The organism is Ruegeria sp. AB7 (genome assembly GCF_056542625.1).
The window spans coordinates 156695-174960 of record NZ_JBQGAC010000003.1 but is presented as its reverse complement, the minus strand read 5'-3'; the positions used below and the strand labels follow the sequence as shown (position 1 = coordinate 174960).

Genomic DNA, 18266 nt, shown 5'->3' with positions numbered 1-18266 from the left:
CTTCGACCGACTAAGCGAAGCACTTCGTTTCACGCGCCCAACTGCCGCAAAAATGGTGGACTTGAGCCCACACATCGGGTCTAGCTTCGGTCAAAGTTGCAATCCGGCGGCCAGGTATCCTGGGCGAGTGCCGACGAAATGGGCTTATCCATGATCGAAGATCAGTGCGTCTCAGATGAGCGATCTCTGGAAGCCGCTTGCGGGGTCGATGACCCGGCAGCGAAGCAATCCCGTCTTGATGGGTTGATGTCGACAGATCGCTTCTGGTTAAGCATAGTAACGGCTTACTTTCTGCTTCATGTCGTATTGCGAGTTGCAACCGGCGGCGCGCTTGGTCTGGATGAGGCTGAGATACTTCTTGATGCGCGCCGCTTGGAATGGGGCTACGGCCCGCAACTGCCACTTTATGCCTGGCTGCAATGGGGCATCTTTCAGATAACCGGTCCCGGCATATTAGGGCTGTCACTGCTGAAGAACGGGATGCTGCTGGCGACGGTTGTCGCGCTGTACCTGACCATACGAACCCGTCATGCGCCACTGTGGGCAGGGCTGTCGGTCCTGTCACTTCTGATGCTCTATCAGTTTAGTTGGGAGGCGCAACGCGCGCTGACGCATACCGTTCTGGCCAATCTCTGCTCGGTTCTGACCTTCGCGGTGATTTGGGGGCTAATTCGCAAACCGACGACTTGGGGATTCGTCTTGCTGGGCGTAGTCGTGGCAATGGGAAGTTTGTCAAAATACAACTATGCGATCGCGCTGCTGGCCATGTTGCTGGCGGCTTTCAGTGCATCTGAGACGCGCAAGCCTCTCTGGTCGCCTCGACTGCTGCTTTCGTTGGGTGTCGCCGCATTGCTTGTCACACCACCGATGCTATGGGTTCTGAACAATCCCGAACACGCATTTGCAAGCGCGCGCAAGTTGGACATGAGCAGCGATGGCCCAACCACATTGATCGCGCTGCAAGGCTTGGTTGAGCTGGCCTTGGCGTCGGCTGGGTTTGTATCGCTCTTGCTGATCGTACTGGGCGTCCTTTGGTCGATCTATCTCAGGCATGGGGTGGCCGCCAAAGGCGATGATCTGAGGCGATTGATGACGCGTACTCTGGTCTGGGCGTTGTTACTTATGGCGGCTGTAGTGCTTGTGAGCGGAAGCACCAACGTAAAGGATCGCTGGCTGCAACCGATATTGATTTATGCCGGCCCCGTGCTGTGTTTGTGGTTGTTACCGAGTGCAGGTCGTAAAGGCGTAAGGCGATTTGCCCAGGTCAGCGCCGTTCTAGCGGTGTTTATTGGACTGGCGATGCTGCATCACAATCTGGCAGGGGATGCCAAACGCGCGGCCCCTTTCGCTACTTTGACCTCTGAGATAATTGCGCAAACAGCGCCCGAAAATGCAATTGTTGCTGACAATTGGATTTCCGGAAACATGGCCTATTTTGCGCCCGATCATCCTGTTTACAGCGATCGGGACCCGCGCGCGCCAAATGCTGCTCTTCGGGTTTGGGAATCGGCTCGAAATGTCCCGAAGGACGTCGACCCAGCACAGGTGAAAACCTTGGTTGCGCCATACCGCTTTGACAACAAAGAAGAGATGTCGCTGTCATTTGGACCTGTGTCGCAATAGTGCTGTGACTATGGCAACTGACAGCGCGCGGTGCAATCAAACAGTTATCGGCCTGAACGAATGGGCCAAATTTATCGGTGAGTAAGTGGTGGGCGACCCTGGAATCGAACCAGGCGTGCGTCTCCGCGAGGGAGTTACAGTCCCCTGCCACACCTTGCGGCCTGTCGCCCACTGTCAGGCGTTGCACCTGACGTGGAGGCGTGATTACTAGCGCGTCTAAAGGGCGTCAACAGGAAAATACCGCTTTGACGCAGGAAACCGAATTCCCGGCCCGGAGGCCCGTATCATGAAGAAACCAAAGTGGGTCGTTGAGAAGGAACAGGCGCGCAAAGCGGCTGCGGCAGAAACCGTCTGGCTGTTCGGTCTACACGCCGTGCGCGACGCGCTGATGAACCCGAAACGGCAGAAGCTGCGCCTGATTGTGACGCGCAATGCCCGCGACAAACTGCTGGAAGCCATTGAATTTTCAGCGATCACGCCCGAGATGGTTGATCCGCGAAAATTCACCGCACCGATTGATCCGGGATCGGTTCATCAGGGCGCGGCACTTGAGGTCAAGCCGCTGGAATGGGGTGGGCTTGCCGAGAACTGTATCGGGCAGGAAAACCCACGTGTGTTGCTGCTGGACCGGGTGACAGACCCACATAACGTCGGGGCGATTCTACGCTCGGCAGAAGTGCTGGGCGCCAGCGCCGTTATTGGCACCCGCCACCATTCGGCGCCTGAGACCGGCGCGTTGGCTAAAACCGCCAGCGGTGCATTGGAACGACAGCCCTATCTACGCGTGCGCAATTTGGCCGATACGATCATCGAGCTGCAGAACATGGGGTATTTAGTCTTGGGTCTGGATGGTGAGGCTGAACAGACGATAGAAGCCACGCTGGGCGACAAGCGTGATCGCCCGGTGGCGCTGGTGCTTGGGGCCGAGGGGCCCGGGTTGCGGCAGAAAACCAAAGAAACCGTCGATCAATTGGTAAAAATTGACGCGGCGGGGGGATTTGGTTCTCTGAACGTCTCAAATGCCGCGGCTATCGCACTATATGCATCCAAACCCAGATGACAGGAGGCCCCCATATCCACTCCACATAAAATTGCCACCTGCTGCTATTGCGGTACCCGTGCCGCATTGGTTCTTCGGGGAAAGCAACAGCACGAGCTGAGTTGCGCAAGCTGCGGCGCACCCCTGCATAATCTCAAGATGGTGCCGAAAGCCAAACTGGCAGATCGGCCGATCAAAAGTTACCAGCCGGCACAGAAGCACAAAAAATACAAAAAGAAGAAAAAGCGGGGCCTGTTCTCAAAGGTGTTGGACGAAGCCTGGGACGTGATCGAAGACGTTTTCGATTAACAACCGCACGCCAGTTCACATCGGCGTCATGGGGGTTTCAGATACGGTTTGAAATATGCATCTTGAAGCCCTCTAACCGCAATCCAGTGAATCACCTATGTTGTCTCGACGTTCCTTCTTGATCAGTCTCTCTTGTACCCCGTTTGCCTCTGTCGTCGGTGCGCAGGAAATGCCCATGTTCTATGTGGACGATGGGATGGCGGTCTCAGGCTATGATGCGGTTTCTTATTTCAAGGCTGGAGCACCAGAGTTGGGTCAGCCCGACATAGCGCTGATGTGGAAGGGTGCGATTTGGCGGTTTGCGTCAGAGGAAAATCGCGATCGATTTGAACGCAATCCGCGCGCCTATGCCCCGCAGTTTGGTGGTTACTGCGCCTATGCGATGGCGAAAGGTCTGCTAAGCAGTACCGATCCCATGGCATGGCAGATTGTGGATGGGCGGTTATATCTGACCCACTCGGAAGCGATCGAACGTATCTGGGAACGCGATGTCACCAATTACATCCGCGAGGCCGAGGGGCATTGGCCTGCGGTTCTTTACCAATAAAGCCTATTGCTCTTGGCTTAAGATCGGCGCGCGGCTTATGTAACGAGCCGTTCTGACCATGATCGCCGAAGGAAATGCGCACGGTTTCATTCGGCGGCATTCCGCCTTTTGTGATGTGTCATCACAAAAATGCGCGCGACCTCTTTTTTTTAGAAAACTCATGCTTAAATGTCACAGTGACCGCGGAATGGAACTGCCGCGGGTCATTTCACTGTCCCTCGTTCCAACAACTGGCGCTCAGGAGTTTCCTGGGCGCTTTTTTCTTTGCATGCGCTTGCTTATGGTGTGCTCATGAATGACTACTCCGACGATGTTCTGACCCAAATCCTTAGGCGCACCAAAGTGGTTGCGGTGGTTGGGGTTTCTATGAACCCGGTGCGGCCCAGCTACTACGTCGCGCGTTATCTGTCGCTCAAGGGATATCGGGTGATACCGGTCAATCCGGGCCATGCAGGCAAGATGCTGTTTGGCCAGACGGTGCAGGCTTCGCTGTCCGACATTCCCGAGCCCGTCGATATGGTTGACATCTTTCGCCGCTCCGAGGCCGTGCCACCCATTGTCGACGAGGCGCTGGATGCGTTTCCCGACTTGCGCACCATCTGGATGCAGATCGGAGTTGAACATGCCGAGGCCGCTGCCAAAGCGCAGGCCCGCGATATCGACGTAGTCATGAACCGCTGCCCCAAGATCGAATATCAGCGCCTGTTTGGCGAACTGCGTATGGGTGGGTTTGCGACTGGAGTGATTTCGTCCAAGCTGTGACAGCCCTGACGTTTGTGTCTACGCCCCGGCCTGAATTGAACAGAAATGGTGCATTTGTTGAGGGCGAGGTCCAATTGACCTATACCCATTCAGCAAACCAATAAGACAGGACCATGCGGAATGATTGCTTATGTGACCGTTGGTGTTGACGATATCACGCGCGCTGAGCGGTTTTATTCGGCGTTCCTGCCCGCCCTTGGTTATGCGTTGGAGCGGTATCACGGAGACTTGAGCTATGCGCTGCCAGTGCCGCCGGGGCAATCCCCGGTTCAGCCCGAGTTCTATGTAAAATCACCCTTTGATGGAGGCGCGGCTTCGGCTGGCAACGGGTCCATGGTGGCGTTTGAGGCGCGCACCCAACAGCAGGTTTGCGACCTTCACGCCGCTGCGCTTGCCGCAGGCGGCTCTGACGAAGGCCAGCCGGGCTTTCGCGCCTCGTATGGTCCGAATTTCTATGTCGGCTATCTGCGCGATCCTCAGGGCAACAAAATCGCGCTGTTTTCCAGCAATCCAAACGAGCCGGGGCGCGACGGGTAACGCTTTCGTCGGGTCGCTATGGCGCTTCGATCACTGCCTGCAGAAGCTCAGTCTTACGGGCTGGATGTTTGTTCCTGTCGCCGCTTTTCCAGAACCACTTCGCGTGGAACCCACTCGTAACGGGTGTCCTCAACCAGGGGCGACCAGAATAGCACTCCGCCATAGCGCCAGGGATCCAAGACAACGCCTTCGTACATGCTCTCTCCCTTGCGGCTGATAATGGCAGTGCTGTGGTCGATGCGGAACGGGTTATCCGCGTTGGCGATGGCGCGGTGCATTTCCAGAGTGCGGAACTGCTCCTGATCCAGTCGCCGCTCAATATCTTCAGCCCAGTGCCAGCACAGACCACGCGGACGCAGACCTTTGTTGACCTTGGCGTTGTGGATAAGCGGAGGGTCGGTGATCTCGTATTCCTGCGCCAGTTGCGCAGTATAGGCATAGGCGATGCGGGCGGCGCGGGTGGCCTCTTCCGGGTCGATATCGGGGCCGAGGCTTTGGATTTCAGCCGCCAGCCGCTGGACCTCATCTCCGGAAGACGGGGGAGGGGTGGCACAGGCGGCGAGGGTGGCAAGCGCTGCCGCGAACACCAAAGCTCTGATCATCTGCGCGTCCTTTGCCTCAATGCACCCGAAGCCGCAGTATAGCGGGCCGGGTCATCGCACGAAACCCGCTTAGTCTTTTGGTCGGGATGCCTTTTCCGTGATGCCGCTGGTGCCCTGTCGACGGGCCAGTTCGCCCAGCACATCATCCAGCGCAACATCGCGCGCAGCCAGCATCACTAGCAGGTGATAAAGCACATCAGCCGCCTCGGAGGTCAGTTTTCCCCTGTCCCCTTTGGCGGCTTCGATGATTGCTTCAATGGCTTCTTCGCCGAATTTCTCGGCACATTTCTCGGGACCTTTGGCCAACAGCTTGGCGGTCCAGCTGCTGTCTGGATCTGCCCCTTTACGGGCCTCAATCGTAGCCGCCAGATCGTGCAAAATACTCATGTCAGCCTCATCGGAATGCCAGCGGCGGCCATATGCTCTTTGGCCTCGTGGATGCTGTATTCGCCGAAATGGAAGATCGAGGCGGCAAGCACCGCGCTGGCCCCACCTTTAGTCACACCTTCGACAAGATGGTCCAGATTGCCCACGCCCCCGCTGGCGATCACCGGCACTTCCACCGCGTCACTGATCGCTCGGGTCAGGGGCAGGTTGAACCCGACCTTGGTACCATCACGGTCCATTGAGGTCAGCAGGATTTCCCCCGCGCCCTTGGCAACAACGGTTTTAGCAAATTCAACGGCGTCGATGCCTGTTGGTTTGCGTCCGCCATGGGTGAAAATCTCCCACTTGCCGGGGCTGACCGTCTTGGCGTCAATGGCACAGACAATGCACTGGCTGCCGAACTGGTCCGCTGCTTCGGCGATGACGTCCGGATTCGCGACGGCGGCCGAGTTAAAGCTGACCTTATCAGCCCCCGCCAGCAACAGGGCCCGCACGTCATCTTTGGTGCGCACGCCACCACCTACAGTCAGAGGCACAAAGCACTGCTCTGCCGTGCGTTGGACCACATCGAACATCGTGCCGCGGTTCTCATGCGTCGCATGGATGTCCAGAAAGCAGATCTCATCCGCTCCGGCAGCGTCGTATGCCTTGGCCGATTCCACGGGGTCACCAGCATCGCGCAGGCCAACGAAATTCACACCTTTGACCACACGGCCATCGGCGACATCCAAACAGGGAATGATGCGGGTTTTCAGCATGGGCTTTCCTTTGCTCGGGGCACCTGTACCGGCAAAGCCCCGCCGATGCCAGACTTGTGATTGTGATCTGTCGCGAAGCCATGGAAATTAGGGGTGAAATTTATGAAAAGGATTACGCAGATGCGACAACTTCTTTTGGCTTCAATTCTCACATTCGGAGGCGCCCTGTCCGCCATGGCTGACGACATCATCAAAGTGGAAACCAACAAATCCGTGGCCGAGGCGCTGGACGCGCTGGAAGCCGCCGTGGGTAATGCGGGCGCCACCGTGTTTGCCCGCGTGGATCACGCGGCGGGGGCGGAAAAGGTCGGAACGCCGATCCCGGCCAATCAGGTGCTGATTTTCGGCAACCCGGCTCTGGGCACTCCCGCCATGCAGATCGACCCGCGCGCGGGGCTGTTCTTGCCGCTGAAGGTGCAGGCCTACGAAGACGCAAACGGACAGGTCTGGCTGGCTTATGAAGATCCGAAAGAGACGATGGACGAGCTCGACGAAGTCGAGAAATCCCCCGTCATCGAAAAGATGCGCGGCGCTTTGGCGAAACTGACCGCCGCCGCTGCTCAATAACTCAGTTCAGGGCGCGAATGGCCTCTTTTAGGTCAATCGCGCCATCATATAGCGCGCGGCCAGAGATCGCGCCGTTCAACTCGACGCCACAATCACGCAGGGCGATCAGGTCGTCCAGTGAGCTGACGCCGCCCGAGGCAATTACCGGAATCGAAACCGCCTGCGCGAGCGCCGCCGTGGCTTCGATATTCGGACCCTGCATCGTACCGTCGCGGTTGATGTCTGTATAGATGATCGCTGCCACGCCAGCGTCCTCGAAACTGTGCGCCAGATCGGTGACCTGTACTTCGGTCTCTTCGGCCCAGCCCTTGGTGGCAACCATGCCGTTTCGTGCATCTATACCGACGGCTACCTTGCCCGGGAAGGCTTTGGCAGCTTCGCGCACCAGATCTGGGTTTTCGACTGCAACGGTGCCCAGAATCACCCGCGCCAGACCTTTTTCGATCCAGGTCTCGATTGTGGCCATGTCCCGGATACCACCACCCAGCTGAGCGGGCACATCACAGGCTTTCAGAATTGCCTCAACGGGTGCCGCATTAACAGGCTCCCCGGCAAAAGCACCGTTCAGATCAACCAGATGCAGCCACTCGCAACCAGCCTCGACAAAGGCGCGGGCCTGCGCAGCAGGGTCTTCGTTAAAGACCGTCGCCTTATCCATTTCACCACGCAGCAGGCGCACGGCGTTGCCGTCTTTCAGATCGATGGCGGGGTAGAGGATCATGTCGGGCGGCCCTATATCACTGTTACACGCGCGGGATATCGCACAGGCAGGGCAGGGGCGCAACGCGACGCTAAGTCATTCTTGCCCGGTGCCGAACGGCAGGTCAGACTGACCGGAAAGACAGGGAGATAACCATGAAGACATATTCTCTTGCAGCGGTCTTCGCTGCGATGGCCACCACCGCCTTTGCTGCCGATCCGGTAGACGGGCTGTGGAAGACCGCTCCGGGCGATACGGGCGGCTATTTGCATGTGTCGATTTCGGAATGTGGCAGCGCCATCTGCGGAACTATCGACAGCGCATTTGATGCCCAAGGCAACCAACAGCTGGAGTACGAAAACCTTGGCAAGCAAATCATCTGGGACATGATCCCCGAGGGTGACGGCAGCTATGACGACGGCAAAATCTGGGCCCCGGATCGCGACAAAACCTATAGTTCGAAAATGACACTGGACAGCCAGAACAAGCTGACCGTCAAGGGGTGTGCCGTGGGTGGTCTGGTCTGCCGGGGGCAGGTCTGGACGCGGGTGCAGTAAACCTCAGGGCTTCCAGGTCAGGAAATTGCCGATCATACGCAGGCCGACGTCCTGGCTTTTCTCAGGGTGGAACTGCATCCCAACCATCGTGTCGCGGCCAATCACGGCCGTGACCTCTTGCCCGTAGTCCACATAGGCCAACCGTTGCGCCGGATCCATCACCCGGAAGTGGTAGGAGTGCACAAAATAGACGTGATCGCCTGATTTTATCCCGTCAAAGACCGGATGGTCGCTTTCCAGAATCAGATCGTTCCAGCCCATATGTGGCACCTTGAGCGCGCTGTCCGAGGGTTCAATCTTCACAACATCACCGGCAACCCAGCCGAGACCATCGGTCGCGGAGTATTCATGACCCTTGGTCGCCATCAGCTGCATTCCGACGCAGATGCCCAGAAACGGGCGGCCTTTCTGCTCAACGGCTTCAACCATAGAGTCATAGATGCCTTTGTGGCCGCGCAACTCGGCGGCGCATGCCGGGAAAGCGCCATCACCGGGCAGAACTAATCGATCAGCCCGCGCGACAACATCTGCATCCGATGTCACGACGACCTCGCCCGCATCCAGTTCGCGGGCCATCCGTTGAAACGCCTTCTCCGCCGAGTGCAGGTTACCGCTCTCGTAGTCAATGATGGCTGTCAGCATCTACAGCGCGCCCTTAGTCGAGGGAATCGCATCCGCCTTGCGTGGGTCGGTTTCGACCGCGTCGCGCAAAGCACGGGCAACGGCCTTGAAGGCGGCCTCGGCAATGTGGTGGCTGTTGAAACCATGCAACTGATCGATATGCAGGGTGATCCCGCCATGGGTGCTGAGCGCCTGAAAGAACTCGCGCACCAGCTCGGTGTCGAATGTGCCAATCTTTTGCGTCGGTAGATCCACGTTCCAGATCAAGAACGGACGAGCCGACAGGTCCAGCGCACAGCGTACTTGTGCGTCATCCATGGGCAGATGGCACTCGCCATAGCGGCGAATACCCTTCTTGTCCCCTAGCGCCTGCGTCAGCGCTTGACCCAGCGCGATTCCGGTATCCTCGACCGTGTGGTGGTCGTCGATGTGGTAATCACCCTTGGCACGGATCGTCATGTTGATCAGCGAATGCCGCGCCAATTGATCCAGCATGTGGTCAAAGAACCCGACGCCGGTCTGGTTGTCATACTGGCCGGTGCCGTCCAGATTGACCTCGACCGAAATCTCGGTTTCGGCGGTCTGACGGCTGATCTTAGCGCTGCGCATGGGCGAATTCCTTTTGCTACAGGCGCGCTTATAGACGCGGATGAACGGCCTATCCAGACCGCTTTAAGCCTTCGCTGCAAACTGTTGCAGGGGATTGCACCTGGGCGCGGCCCGTGCCAGCCTGCGGGCAACACGAACCAACAAGGCCCGGCCCATGTCCACCTGCGTTTTCATCCAGATCCGTTGCAAACCCGGTACCACCTACAAAGTCGCCGAAGAGATCGCGCTGCGTGAAATCCATTCCGAACTCTATTCCACAAGCGGCGAATACGATCTGCTGCTGAAGCTCTACATCCCCGAAACCGAGGATGTGGGCCATTTCATCAACGAAAACCTGCTGGTGATTCCCAATATCGAACGCTCGCTGACCACGATGACGTTCAAGGCGTTCTAACCCAGTTCAAACGTCGTGATGCCATATATCCGGTCAAGGTCGATGTCCGGCGCGTGACTTGAATACATGCGCCCCGTTTCAAATACCTTGGTCAGCCCCAACTGTTTGGCCAATTCCATGGCTTGTGCGTTTGGATTAGGCTTGTCGATGAACACCTCGGCCTTTGCCTGATCGGCGGGGAGCGTCGTCAGAAGGGAAACCAAAAGCGCCTGCGCGATTTGTGGATTGTTGGCAAACAGAGGCCCGACCTTGTACCCGCTCAGGCAGCGCCGCAACGTTGCATAGCCTTTGATCCGCCCATTTTCCTCAAACACCCGCGAAACGTGGCTGGGTGCCTCCAACCAGCCGCGCAAGAACTTGTCGCGCGCGGCGGGGAACAGGCCTCGGTCATACGACTTTAGATCATCGGTTACTGCGTTGATTGGACGAACCCGAGTGTCCTCCACGCGACCCAGGTCATCCAGGATGCCGCCGACGGTGCCCGCGAATCGATAATTGTCATACGCCAGTTCAAAACCGAATTTCCGATAGTTGTCCTGCTGTTCGACCACACCATCCATGCCCATGTTACGATCCTGGCAATGTGCCTTGACCGCTTCGGCGACCTGCAATCCGTATCCCGAGCCGCGAAACTCGGGACGCACGATGTAGAAGCCAAGAAATGCGTAGGCATCATCGTAGTTCACGGCGGATGCGGACGCGATCATCTGGCCGTCCAGGAAACCGCCCTTGAATCCTTCGGGGTCCGAACTGCGAAAACAGACCGCGTCGCGCAGCCCGGGGTTCCAGCCTTCCTGTCCCGCCCAATCTACAGCGGTTTGAAGTTCGTCTGCTGTTAAGGCGCGAATGACGTAATCGGGCATATCCGTATCTCCGTCGTAATTTCATGTGCAGCAAAGATGCCGCAGCAATCGCGAAAGAACCAGCATGTTCGGAGAGTTTGGTATCTGGAGCGGGCGAGGCGATTCGAACGCCCGACCCTAACCTTGGCAAGGTTATGCTCTACCCCTGAGCTACGCCCGCATCAGATACTTATATGGTCCGTAGACCTCTCAATGGAGCGGGCGAGGCGATTCGAACGCCCGACCCTAACCTTGGCAAGGTTATGCTCTACCCCTGAGCTACGCCCGCGCCGTTGAGTGAGGAGGGATGTATAAATTCCCACACGAGGCTGCAAGCGGAAAAACACAAAAAACAGCAAAAAATCTTTCGACGGAAATTCGGGGCTGCGGTGTTCAAGAGATATAGCAATGAACGAAATAAGGGATTGGGCAGAGGAAATGAAAGATATTGCAGACATTAAAATGGCGGCATTGGCGGCGCTGATTGTTCTTACCACCGTGATCTACAGTCAGAGCAATGAAACACTGGCAGAGGCGCAGCCTAGCCTCCCGCATGCTCCTTTGATCGAGACGCAGGTTTTGACGGGCTAAACGTTCTCATATAGCCAGAACAAGATTCGCCATGGCCGCCAGCAATATGGCCGTAAAGGTCAGACCCATTCCGATCTGGCGCAGGATGATGATCTGTGGGGTCTTGCCAAAACCATAAGCGTGCAGAAGCCTGCCCGCCAAAAGTAACATCCCCAGCAGGTTCACAAGCCAGCCGCCAGCATCTTGCAGTTCGACCATGGCGATAAGCAGCAAAGCAAAGGGAGCGTATTCGGCGCAGTTCGCATGCGTTCGCATTGCCTTGATCATGGCCTTGTCGCCATGATCCCCGACCGATATTTTGCCCACCCGGCGTTGCCGAATGACATTCACGCTGAGTGCGACGTACAGAAATGCGATCAACGCGGCGTAGATCGGGGTGATGGTCAGCATGCGGCCTCCTGATGTTGAAAGGGCCGCCCGGTTCCCCGAACGGCCCTTATTAGCTTAGAAGGCTAAACCGGTTATTCCAGTTCGACCAGCAGATCCTTGGCGTCGATTTGACCTCCGGGCTGGACGTGAACGGCCTTGACCACCGCGTCGCGCTCGGCGTGGATACCTGTTTCCATCTTCATCGCTTCGATGGTCAGCAGCAGATCGCCTTCTTTGACTTCTTGACCTGTGACAGCGGCAACAGTTGCAACGACACCCGGCATTGGCGCGCCGATATGGTTGGGGTTACCAACTTCGGCCTTTGGCCGCTGAGCGGTTGATGCTTTCACCAAACGGTTCGGCACGCGGATCACGCGGGGCTGACCGTTGAGTTCGAAGAACACGCGAACCTCGCCATTCTCGTCCGTCTCGCCGATGGCCTGACAGCGAATTTCCAGCGTCTTGCCTGGGTCGATCTCGGCGGTGATCTCCTCGCCCGGCTCCATGCCGTAAAAGAAGGTGCGCGTGGGGAGGGTACGGACCGGGCCATAGGTGCGGTGACGGCCCATATAGTCGAGGAACACCTTGGGATACATCAGATATCCGTTCAGGTCCTCGTCATCGATCTCTTTACCCTCAAGCTGTTTGGACAAATCGGCGCGGGTGGCCTCGAGATCGACCGCTTCGACATGCTTGCCGGGGCGTTCGGTGTTGGGGGCCTCGTCCTTCAGAACCTTCTGGATGATGGTATCGGGGAACCCGCCCGGAGGCTGACCCAGATTGCCGCGCATCATGTCCACCACCGAGTCGGGGAAGGCTACATCAGTGTTCGGGTCTTCGACCTGCGCACGGGTCATGTTCTGGCTGACCATCATCAGCGCCATGTCACCGACCACCTTGGACGACGGCGTCACCTTGACGATATCGCCGAACATCTGGTTCACGTCCGCATACATCTGAGCAACCTCGTGCCAGCGTTCTTCGAGTCCAAGCGAACGCGCCTGTGCCTTGAGGTTGGTAAACTGACCACCAGGCATTTCGTGCAGATATACCTCGGAGGCCGGGGCCTGCAGGCTGGACTCGAAGGCTGCGTATTGGGCACGCACCGCCTCGAAATAGTCGCTGATCTCGCGGATGGCCTTGATGTCCAGCCCGGTGTCTCGCTCGGTATGGCGCAACGCCTCGACCACGGTGCCGAGCGTTGCCTGAGAGGTGTTGCCGCTGAAACTGTCCATCGCGCAATCCACCGCGTCCACGCCGGCCTCGGAGGCGGCCAGAATGGTGGCGCTTGCAATGCCTGCGGTGTCGTGCGTGTGGAAATGGATCGGCAGCCCGACCTCTTCCTTCAGCGCCCGGATCAGGATCTTGGCGGAGGCCGGTTTCAGAAGCCCCGCCATATCCTTCAGGCCCAGCACATGTGCGCCCGCGTCACGCAGATCCTTGGCCATGCCGACATAGTATTTGAGGTCATACTTAGCGCGGTCCGGGTCCAGAATATCGCCGGTATAGCAAACGGTGCCTTCACAGATCTTGTTGTTTTCGATCACCGCGTCCATGGCGACGCGCATGTTCTCGACCCAGTTCAGCGAATCGAACACGCGGAACACGTCGACACCCTTGGCCGCCTGACGCACAAACTCCTGCACCACGTTATCGGGATAGTTGGTATAGCCAACCCCGTTCGCCCCGCGCAGCAGCATCTGGGTCATCAGGTTCGGCATCGCCTCACGCAGATCACGCAGGCGCTGCCAAGGGCATTCCTGCAGGAAGCGATAGGCGACATCGAAGGTAGCACCGCCCCAGCATTCGACGCTGAATAGCTGCGGCAAGTTCGCAGCATAGCTGGGTGCTACTTTGATCATATCGATCGAACGCATCCGGGTTGCCAGCAGCGATTGGTGCCCGTCGCGCATGGTGGTGTCGGTGATCAGCAGCTGACGCTGCGCCTTCATCCAGTCAGCCACCGCCTGCGGGCCTTTTTGTTCCAGCAGGTTGCGGGTGCCCATCTGCGGTTCGGCCTTGGGGGCGGGGGGCCTGGCCTCTTTCAGGTCGGGGCGCGGCATCGGGCGATCCTTGGTTTCGGGATGCCCGTTCACAGTGATGTCGGCGATATAGTTCAGAACCTTGGTGCCCCGGTCGCGGCGCTTCTTGAACTGGAACAGGTCCGGTGTCTCATCGATGAACTTGGTGGTGTATTCATTCGACAGGAAAGTCGGGTGCTTTAGCAGGTTTTCGACAAATGCGATGTTGGTGGAAACACCGCGCACACGGAATTCCCGCAGCGCACGGTCCATCCGCGCAATCGCCTTTTCTGGCGTTGGGGCCCAAGCGGTCACCTTGGTCAGCAGCGAATCGTAATACCGCGTGATCACACCGCCTGCATAAGCGGTGCCGCCATCCAGACGGATGCCCATGCCGGTGGCCGAGCGATAGGCGGTGATGCGGCCATAATCGGGGATGAAGTTGTTCAGCGGGTCCTCGGTTGTCACGCGGGTCTGCAACGCGTGGCCGTTCAGGCGGATATCGTCCTGGCTGGCTTTGCCGGTGGCCTCGGCCAGCGTCTTGCCCTCGGCAATCAGGATCTGAGCCTGCACGATGTCGATGCCGGTGACTTCCTCGGTTACGGTGTGTTCCACCTGCACGCGCGGGTTCACTTCGATGAAATAGAACTTGCCGGTGTTCATATCCATCAGGAACTCGACTGTGCCCGCGCATTCATAGTTCACATGGGCGCAGATACGGCGGCCCAGCTCGCAGATTTCGGCGCGCTGTTCTTCGGTCAGGTACGGGGCAGGCGCGCGTTCCACGACCTTCTGGTTGCGGCGCTGGACCGAACAATCGCGTTCATAGAGGTGGTAGATCTCACCATGCTTGTCGCCCAGAATCTGCACTTCGACGTGACGGGCGCGGGTGATCATCTTTTCCAGATAACCCTCGCCATTGCCGAACGCCGCCTCGGCCTCGCGGCGGCCTTCCAGAACCTTTTCCTCCAGCTCATCCTCGGACAGGATCGGGCGCATACCGCGGCCACCGCCGCCCCAAGATGCTTTCAGCATCAGCGGATAGCCGATCTCGGCTGCCTCGGCCTTGATGGCTACCATGTCGTCGCCCAACACCTCGGTCGCCGGGATAACCGGAACGTCGGCGGCAATCGCCACTTTCCGAGCGCTGGCCTTGTCGCCAAGCGCGCGCATGGTCTCGGCCTTTGGTCCGATGAAGGTGATGCCGTTCTGAACACAGGCATCCACGAAATCCGGGTTTTCGGACAGCAAACCGTAACCGGGGTGGATCGCATCTGCGCCGCTTTCTTTGGCCACCCGGATGATCTCGTCAATCGACAGATACGCCGCAACCGGTCCCAGATCTGCGCCAATGCGATAGGCCTCATCCGCCTTGAACCGGTGCAGGCCCAACTTGTCCTCCTCGGCGAAGACCGCGACGGTGCGCTTGCCCATCTCGTTGGCTGCCCGCATCACACGGATGGCAATCTCGCCGCGATTGGCAATCAGGATTTTCTTGAAGTCTGTCATTTCAGGTCCCGGTCTTAATGGCTGTGGCCTTGTGCATAGGCGGACAATACGGCCACGTACATATGTAGTTCTGGGTAGAACCGGCATGTTAACGCTCGCAAACGCCGCCCTTTTGCGCAAACTTATTGCACATGCTGCATTGCGGCATCAATCCCTCGTAGAAAAGAGCAGATTATGCCCGTTTCCCCGAAAATCTTGGCTGCGCCCTTTGGAGGGATGATTCTATTTGAATTGAGCGAACAAGCCGTGAACAAACCCTTTCCCTCCGCGCCCATCCGACGTAGTTTAGAGCCATGAGCAGTTTTGACGAAATGGACGCCTTCGAAGGCGCATCACTGTCACGGCAGGCGATGGCCGCGATGAGGCCACAAAGCGACTATCTTGACGATCTAAACCCGGCGCAGCGCGAAGCGGTTGAGCGGCTGGATGGCCCGGTGCTGATGTTGGCGGGTGCGGGAACGGGCAAAACCAAGGCACTGACTGCGCGGATCACCCATCTGCTCAGAACCCACCACGTGCGCGAGAATGAGATTTTGGCGGTAACCTTCACCAACAAGGCCGCGCGCGAGATGAAACAGCGCGTGGGTCGTATGTTGGGCCGACCGGCCGAGGGGATGCCGTGGCTGGGCACCTTCCACGCAATCTGCGTCAAGCTGTTGCGGCGTCATGCGGAACTGGTCGGGCTGAAGTCGAATTTCACCATTCTGGACACGGATGATCAGAAACGGTTGCTGAAACAGCTTACTCAAGCCGCCAATATCGACGACAAACGCTGGCCCGCGCGGATGCTGGCAGGGATCATCGATGACTGGAAAAACCGTGCCTTGACGCCCGATAAGGTGCCTGCGGCAGATGCCGGGGCCTATAATCATAAGGGCATCGAACTCTATGCCCAATACCAGACGCGTCTGCGCGAGCTGAACGCGGTGGATTTCGGCGACCTTCTTCTGCACATGGTCACGATTTTTCAGACCCATTCGGACGTGCTGGAGCAATACCAACGCTGGTTCCGCTACATCCTCGTGGACGAGTATCAGGATACCAACGTCGCCCAATATCTCTGGCTGCGTCTGCTAGCGAAGAAGCACAAGAACATCTGCTGCGTCGGCGACGACGATCAGTCGATCTATGGCTGGCGCGGGGCCGAGGTGGGAAACATCCTGCGGTTCGAGAAGGATTTCCCCGGGGCCTTGGTGGTGCGGTTGGAACAGAACTACCGATCAACCATGCATATTTTGGAAGCTTCTTCAGGTGTTATCCGAGGTAATGCCGACCGACTGGGGAAGGAGCTTTGGACTGATGCTGAAGAGGAAGGACATACTGTTCGTGTGATTGGGCATTGGGATGGCGAGGAAGAAGCCCGGTGGATCGGAGAAAAAATCGAAGATCACATAAGCGGTCGATCCGTCGAGGCAAAAAATCGCTTTAACCCTCGTTTGAGAAACTTTGAACAAGAACTTGATCGACGGGCAAAAATGGGCCTCGGGCCGATAGACCAACATACTTACGTTAAAGAAGCTTTCGAGACTGGAAGGGTCTATTCAGACCTAAAGACACAGAACTTAGTTCTGAATTTGTTGGCAGATGATCCGAAGGCAGCAAATATGTTGCAGTCGATCGTGCCAAGTAAAGCAATGAAGTTCAACTTGGATGAAATTGCCATTCTGGTCCGCGCCTCGCACCAGATGCGGGCGTTCGAGGATCGGTTCCTGACCATTGGTCTGCCGTACAAGGTGATCGGCGGCCCGCGATTCTATGAACGGATGGAGATTCGCGATGCCATGGCCTATTTCCGGCTGGTGGTCAGCCCCGAGGATGATCTGGCCTTCGAGCGGATCGTAAATACGCCCAAACGCGGTCTTGGCGACAAGGCGCAGCAAACGATTCAGGTTGTGGCGCGCGAGAACGGAGTGTCTCTGGTCGAAGGCGCGCGGATTGCAGTCGAGAACGGACTGATCAAGGGTAAGGGTGGCAAGGCGCTGCGCGAACTGATCGACGGATTGGCGCGGTGGAATGCAATGACGCGTGGGCCTCGGATCGAGGTGGACGATGATACGGTGATTGATGACGGTGTTTCACCGATCCGATACGGCGCGCCCGAGCATACGCATATCGAGCTGGCGCAGATCGTCTTGGACGAATCCGGCTATACCGCGCATTGGCAGAACGAAAAGACGCCCGAGGCGCCTGGACGATTGGAAAACCTCAAAGAACTGGTCAACCAGCTGGACAATTTCGAGAACCTGCAGGGGTTTTTGGAACATGTCAGCCTGGTGATGGACAATGAGCAGGATGGCGATGGGGCCAAAGTCTCGATCATGACGCTGCACGCGGCCAAGGGGCTGGAGTTTCCCGCGGTTTTCCTTCCGGGGTGGGAGGATGGATTGTTCCCCTCTCAGCGTTCGATGGACGAATCCGGTCTCAAAGGCCTCGAAGAAGAACGAAGGCTGGCCTATGTCGGTATTACCCGTGCAGAAGAAGTCTGTACGATTTCCTTTGCAGCCAACCGACGGGTGTTCGGACAATGGCAGAATTCGATGCCGTCCCGGTTCATTGATGAGTTGCCCGAAGATCACGTGGAAGTGCTGACACCTCCGGGGCTCTATGGTGGTGGTCAGACCACCGCCGGCATCGAAACCCGCGCAGCCGAGGCGAATGTCTATAACTCTCCGGGCTGGAAGCGGATGCAGGCGCGGCAGGGGCAATATGGCATGTCTCAGCCAAAAGAAAGCCGGAATACTGTGATTGATGCGACAGCCGTGGCCAGCTTTACGCTGGGCGAGCGAGTGTTTCACCAGAAATTCGGCTATGGCGCAGTGATCGGCATCGAAGGTGACAAAGTCGAGGTCGATTTCGACAAGGCAGGGCTGAAAAAAGTGGTCTCGCGCTTTCTGACCAACAAGGATGACGTGCCGTTCTGAA

Annotated in this window: 20 protein-coding genes and 3 tRNA genes; 11 read left to right on the top strand and 12 right to left on the bottom strand. The window is 57.7% G+C overall.

Annotated elements, in window-relative coordinates:
* Positions 1-150: 150 nt before the first annotated feature.
* Complete coding sequence (locus ACR0EN_RS10730) at positions 151-1623, top strand: ArnT family glycosyltransferase (RefSeq protein WP_480586691.1); 1473 nt, start codon at positions 151-153, stop codon at positions 1621-1623.
* Between the two features lie 86 nt (positions 1624-1709).
* On the opposite strand, the gene ACR0EN_RS10725 is transcribed toward ACR0EN_RS10730, so the two are convergent.
* Positions 1710-1793, bottom strand: a tRNA-Tyr gene (locus ACR0EN_RS10725).
* 116 nt (positions 1794-1909) lie between these two features.
* Here ACR0EN_RS10725 and rlmB point away from each other — a divergent pair.
* From rlmB to ACR0EN_RS10700, 5 genes are all read left to right on the top strand, one after another.
* A complete protein-coding gene (gene rlmB / locus ACR0EN_RS10720) occupies positions 1910-2683 on the top strand; it encodes a 23S rRNA (guanosine(2251)-2'-O)-methyltransferase RlmB (RefSeq protein WP_480567210.1) in 774 nt (257 codons plus the stop codon).
* A gap of 12 nt (positions 2684-2695) precedes the next feature.
* Positions 2696-2971 (top strand): hypothetical protein, encoded by a 276-nt coding sequence (locus tag ACR0EN_RS10715; RefSeq protein WP_255612144.1) that lies wholly within the window; start codon positions 2696-2698, stop codon positions 2969-2971.
* 175 nt (positions 2972-3146) lie between these two features.
* On the top strand, positions 3147-3518 hold the full coding sequence (locus ACR0EN_RS10710; RefSeq protein WP_255611718.1) for a YHS domain-containing (seleno)protein: 372 nt from the start codon (positions 3147-3149) through the stop codon (positions 3516-3518).
* Positions 3519-3809: 291 nt separating this feature from the next.
* Positions 3810-4280 (top strand): CoA-binding protein, encoded by a 471-nt coding sequence (locus ACR0EN_RS10705; RefSeq protein WP_170392089.1) that lies wholly within the window; start codon positions 3810-3812, stop codon positions 4278-4280.
* A gap of 120 nt (positions 4281-4400) precedes the next feature.
* Complete coding sequence (locus ACR0EN_RS10700) at positions 4401-4817, top strand: VOC family protein (RefSeq protein WP_480586688.1); 417 nt, start codon at positions 4401-4403, stop codon at positions 4815-4817.
* Positions 4818-4870: 53 nt separating this feature from the next.
* Here the strand turns inward: ACR0EN_RS10700 and ACR0EN_RS10695 are convergent, their stop codons facing one another.
* The 3 genes from ACR0EN_RS10695 to hisF all read right to left on the bottom strand — a co-directional run bounded on the left by ACR0EN_RS10695 (position 4871) and on the right by hisF (position 6564).
* The gene (locus ACR0EN_RS10695; RefSeq protein ID WP_480586685.1) at positions 4871-5419 is read right to left on the bottom strand and encodes a hypothetical protein; all 549 of its coding nucleotides are present in this window, start codon (positions 5417-5419) and stop codon (positions 4871-4873) included.
* Positions 5420-5488: 69 nt separating this feature from the next.
* Positions 5489-5806, bottom strand: a complete 318-nt coding sequence (locus ACR0EN_RS10690) for a phosphoribosyl-ATP diphosphatase (protein ID WP_170392083.1) — start codon at positions 5804-5806, stop codon at positions 5489-5491.
* A complete protein-coding gene (gene hisF, locus ACR0EN_RS10685) occupies positions 5803-6564 on the bottom strand; it encodes an imidazole glycerol phosphate synthase subunit HisF (RefSeq protein ID WP_480586681.1) in 762 nt (253 codons plus the stop codon). Before hisF ends, ACR0EN_RS10690 begins: the two co-directional genes overlap by 4 nt.
* A gap of 120 nt (positions 6565-6684) precedes the next feature.
* Between hisF and ACR0EN_RS10680 the strand changes: the two genes are divergently transcribed.
* Entirely contained in the window at positions 6685-7131 is a 447-nt protein-coding gene (locus tag ACR0EN_RS10680; RefSeq protein ID WP_480439179.1) for a DUF302 domain-containing protein, read from the top strand.
* A gap of 1 nt (position 7132) precedes the next feature.
* Here the strand turns inward: ACR0EN_RS10680 and hisA are convergent, their stop codons facing one another.
* Positions 7133-7852, bottom strand: coding sequence for a 1-(5-phosphoribosyl)-5-[(5-phosphoribosylamino)methylideneamino]imidazole-4-carboxamide isomerase (gene hisA, locus ACR0EN_RS10675; protein WP_480586677.1), 720 nt, complete (start codon positions 7850-7852; stop codon positions 7133-7135).
* A gap of 134 nt (positions 7853-7986) precedes the next feature.
* Between hisA and ACR0EN_RS10670 the strand changes: the two genes are divergently transcribed.
* Entirely contained in the window at positions 7987-8388 is a 402-nt protein-coding gene (locus ACR0EN_RS10670; protein ID WP_170392077.1) for a DUF2147 domain-containing protein, read from the top strand.
* A gap of 3 nt (positions 8389-8391) precedes the next feature.
* Here the strand turns inward: ACR0EN_RS10670 and hisH are convergent, their stop codons facing one another.
* Positions 8392-9030, bottom strand: coding sequence for an imidazole glycerol phosphate synthase subunit HisH (gene hisH, locus ACR0EN_RS10665; RefSeq protein WP_480586674.1), 639 nt, complete (start codon positions 9028-9030; stop codon positions 8392-8394).
* Positions 9031-9618, bottom strand: a complete 588-nt coding sequence (gene hisB, locus ACR0EN_RS10660; protein WP_170401424.1) for an imidazoleglycerol-phosphate dehydratase HisB — start codon at positions 9616-9618, stop codon at positions 9031-9033.
* A gap of 154 nt (positions 9619-9772) precedes the next feature.
* Between hisB and ACR0EN_RS10655 the strand changes: the two genes are divergently transcribed.
* Entirely contained in the window at positions 9773-10012 is a 240-nt protein-coding gene (locus tag ACR0EN_RS10655) for an Lrp/AsnC family transcriptional regulator (RefSeq protein ID WP_170325761.1), read from the top strand.
* On the opposite strand, the gene ACR0EN_RS10650 is transcribed toward ACR0EN_RS10655, so the two are convergent.
* The 3 genes from ACR0EN_RS10650 to ACR0EN_RS10640 form a co-directional block, all read right to left on the bottom strand.
* Positions 10009-10875 (bottom strand): GNAT family N-acetyltransferase, encoded by an 867-nt coding sequence (locus ACR0EN_RS10650; RefSeq protein ID WP_480586671.1) that lies wholly within the window; start codon positions 10873-10875, stop codon positions 10009-10011. The genes ACR0EN_RS10655 and ACR0EN_RS10650 overlap by 4 nt on opposite strands.
* 85 nt (positions 10876-10960) lie before the next feature.
* Positions 10961-11035 (bottom strand) — tRNA-Gly (locus ACR0EN_RS10645).
* 33 nt (positions 11036-11068) lie between these two features.
* Positions 11069-11143: transfer RNA gene (locus ACR0EN_RS10640), tRNA-Gly, on the bottom strand.
* A 119-nt stretch (positions 11144-11262) separates the two neighbouring features.
* On the opposite strand from ACR0EN_RS10640, the gene ACR0EN_RS10635 reads away from it, so the two are divergent.
* On the top strand, positions 11263-11445 hold the full coding sequence (locus ACR0EN_RS10635) for a hypothetical protein (RefSeq protein WP_480586667.1): 183 nt from the start codon (positions 11263-11265) through the stop codon (positions 11443-11445).
* 6 nt (positions 11446-11451) lie between these two features.
* Here ACR0EN_RS10635 and ACR0EN_RS10630 read toward each other — a convergent pair whose 3' ends face one another.
* Together ACR0EN_RS10630 and ACR0EN_RS10625 are read right to left on the bottom strand one after the other, a co-directional pair.
* Positions 11452-11835, bottom strand: coding sequence for an MAPEG family protein (locus ACR0EN_RS10630; protein WP_480586664.1), 384 nt, complete (start codon positions 11833-11835; stop codon positions 11452-11454).
* Between the two features lie 71 nt (positions 11836-11906).
* Positions 11907-15344, bottom strand: coding sequence for a pyruvate carboxylase (locus ACR0EN_RS10625; protein WP_480586662.1), 3438 nt, complete (start codon positions 15342-15344; stop codon positions 11907-11909).
* 293 nt (positions 15345-15637) lie between these two features.
* On the opposite strand from ACR0EN_RS10625, the gene ACR0EN_RS10620 reads away from it, so the two are divergent.
* Positions 15638-18265 (top strand): ATP-dependent helicase, encoded by a 2628-nt coding sequence (locus ACR0EN_RS10620; protein WP_480586659.1) that lies wholly within the window; start codon positions 15638-15640, stop codon positions 18263-18265.
* Position 18266 lies beyond the last annotated feature (1 nt).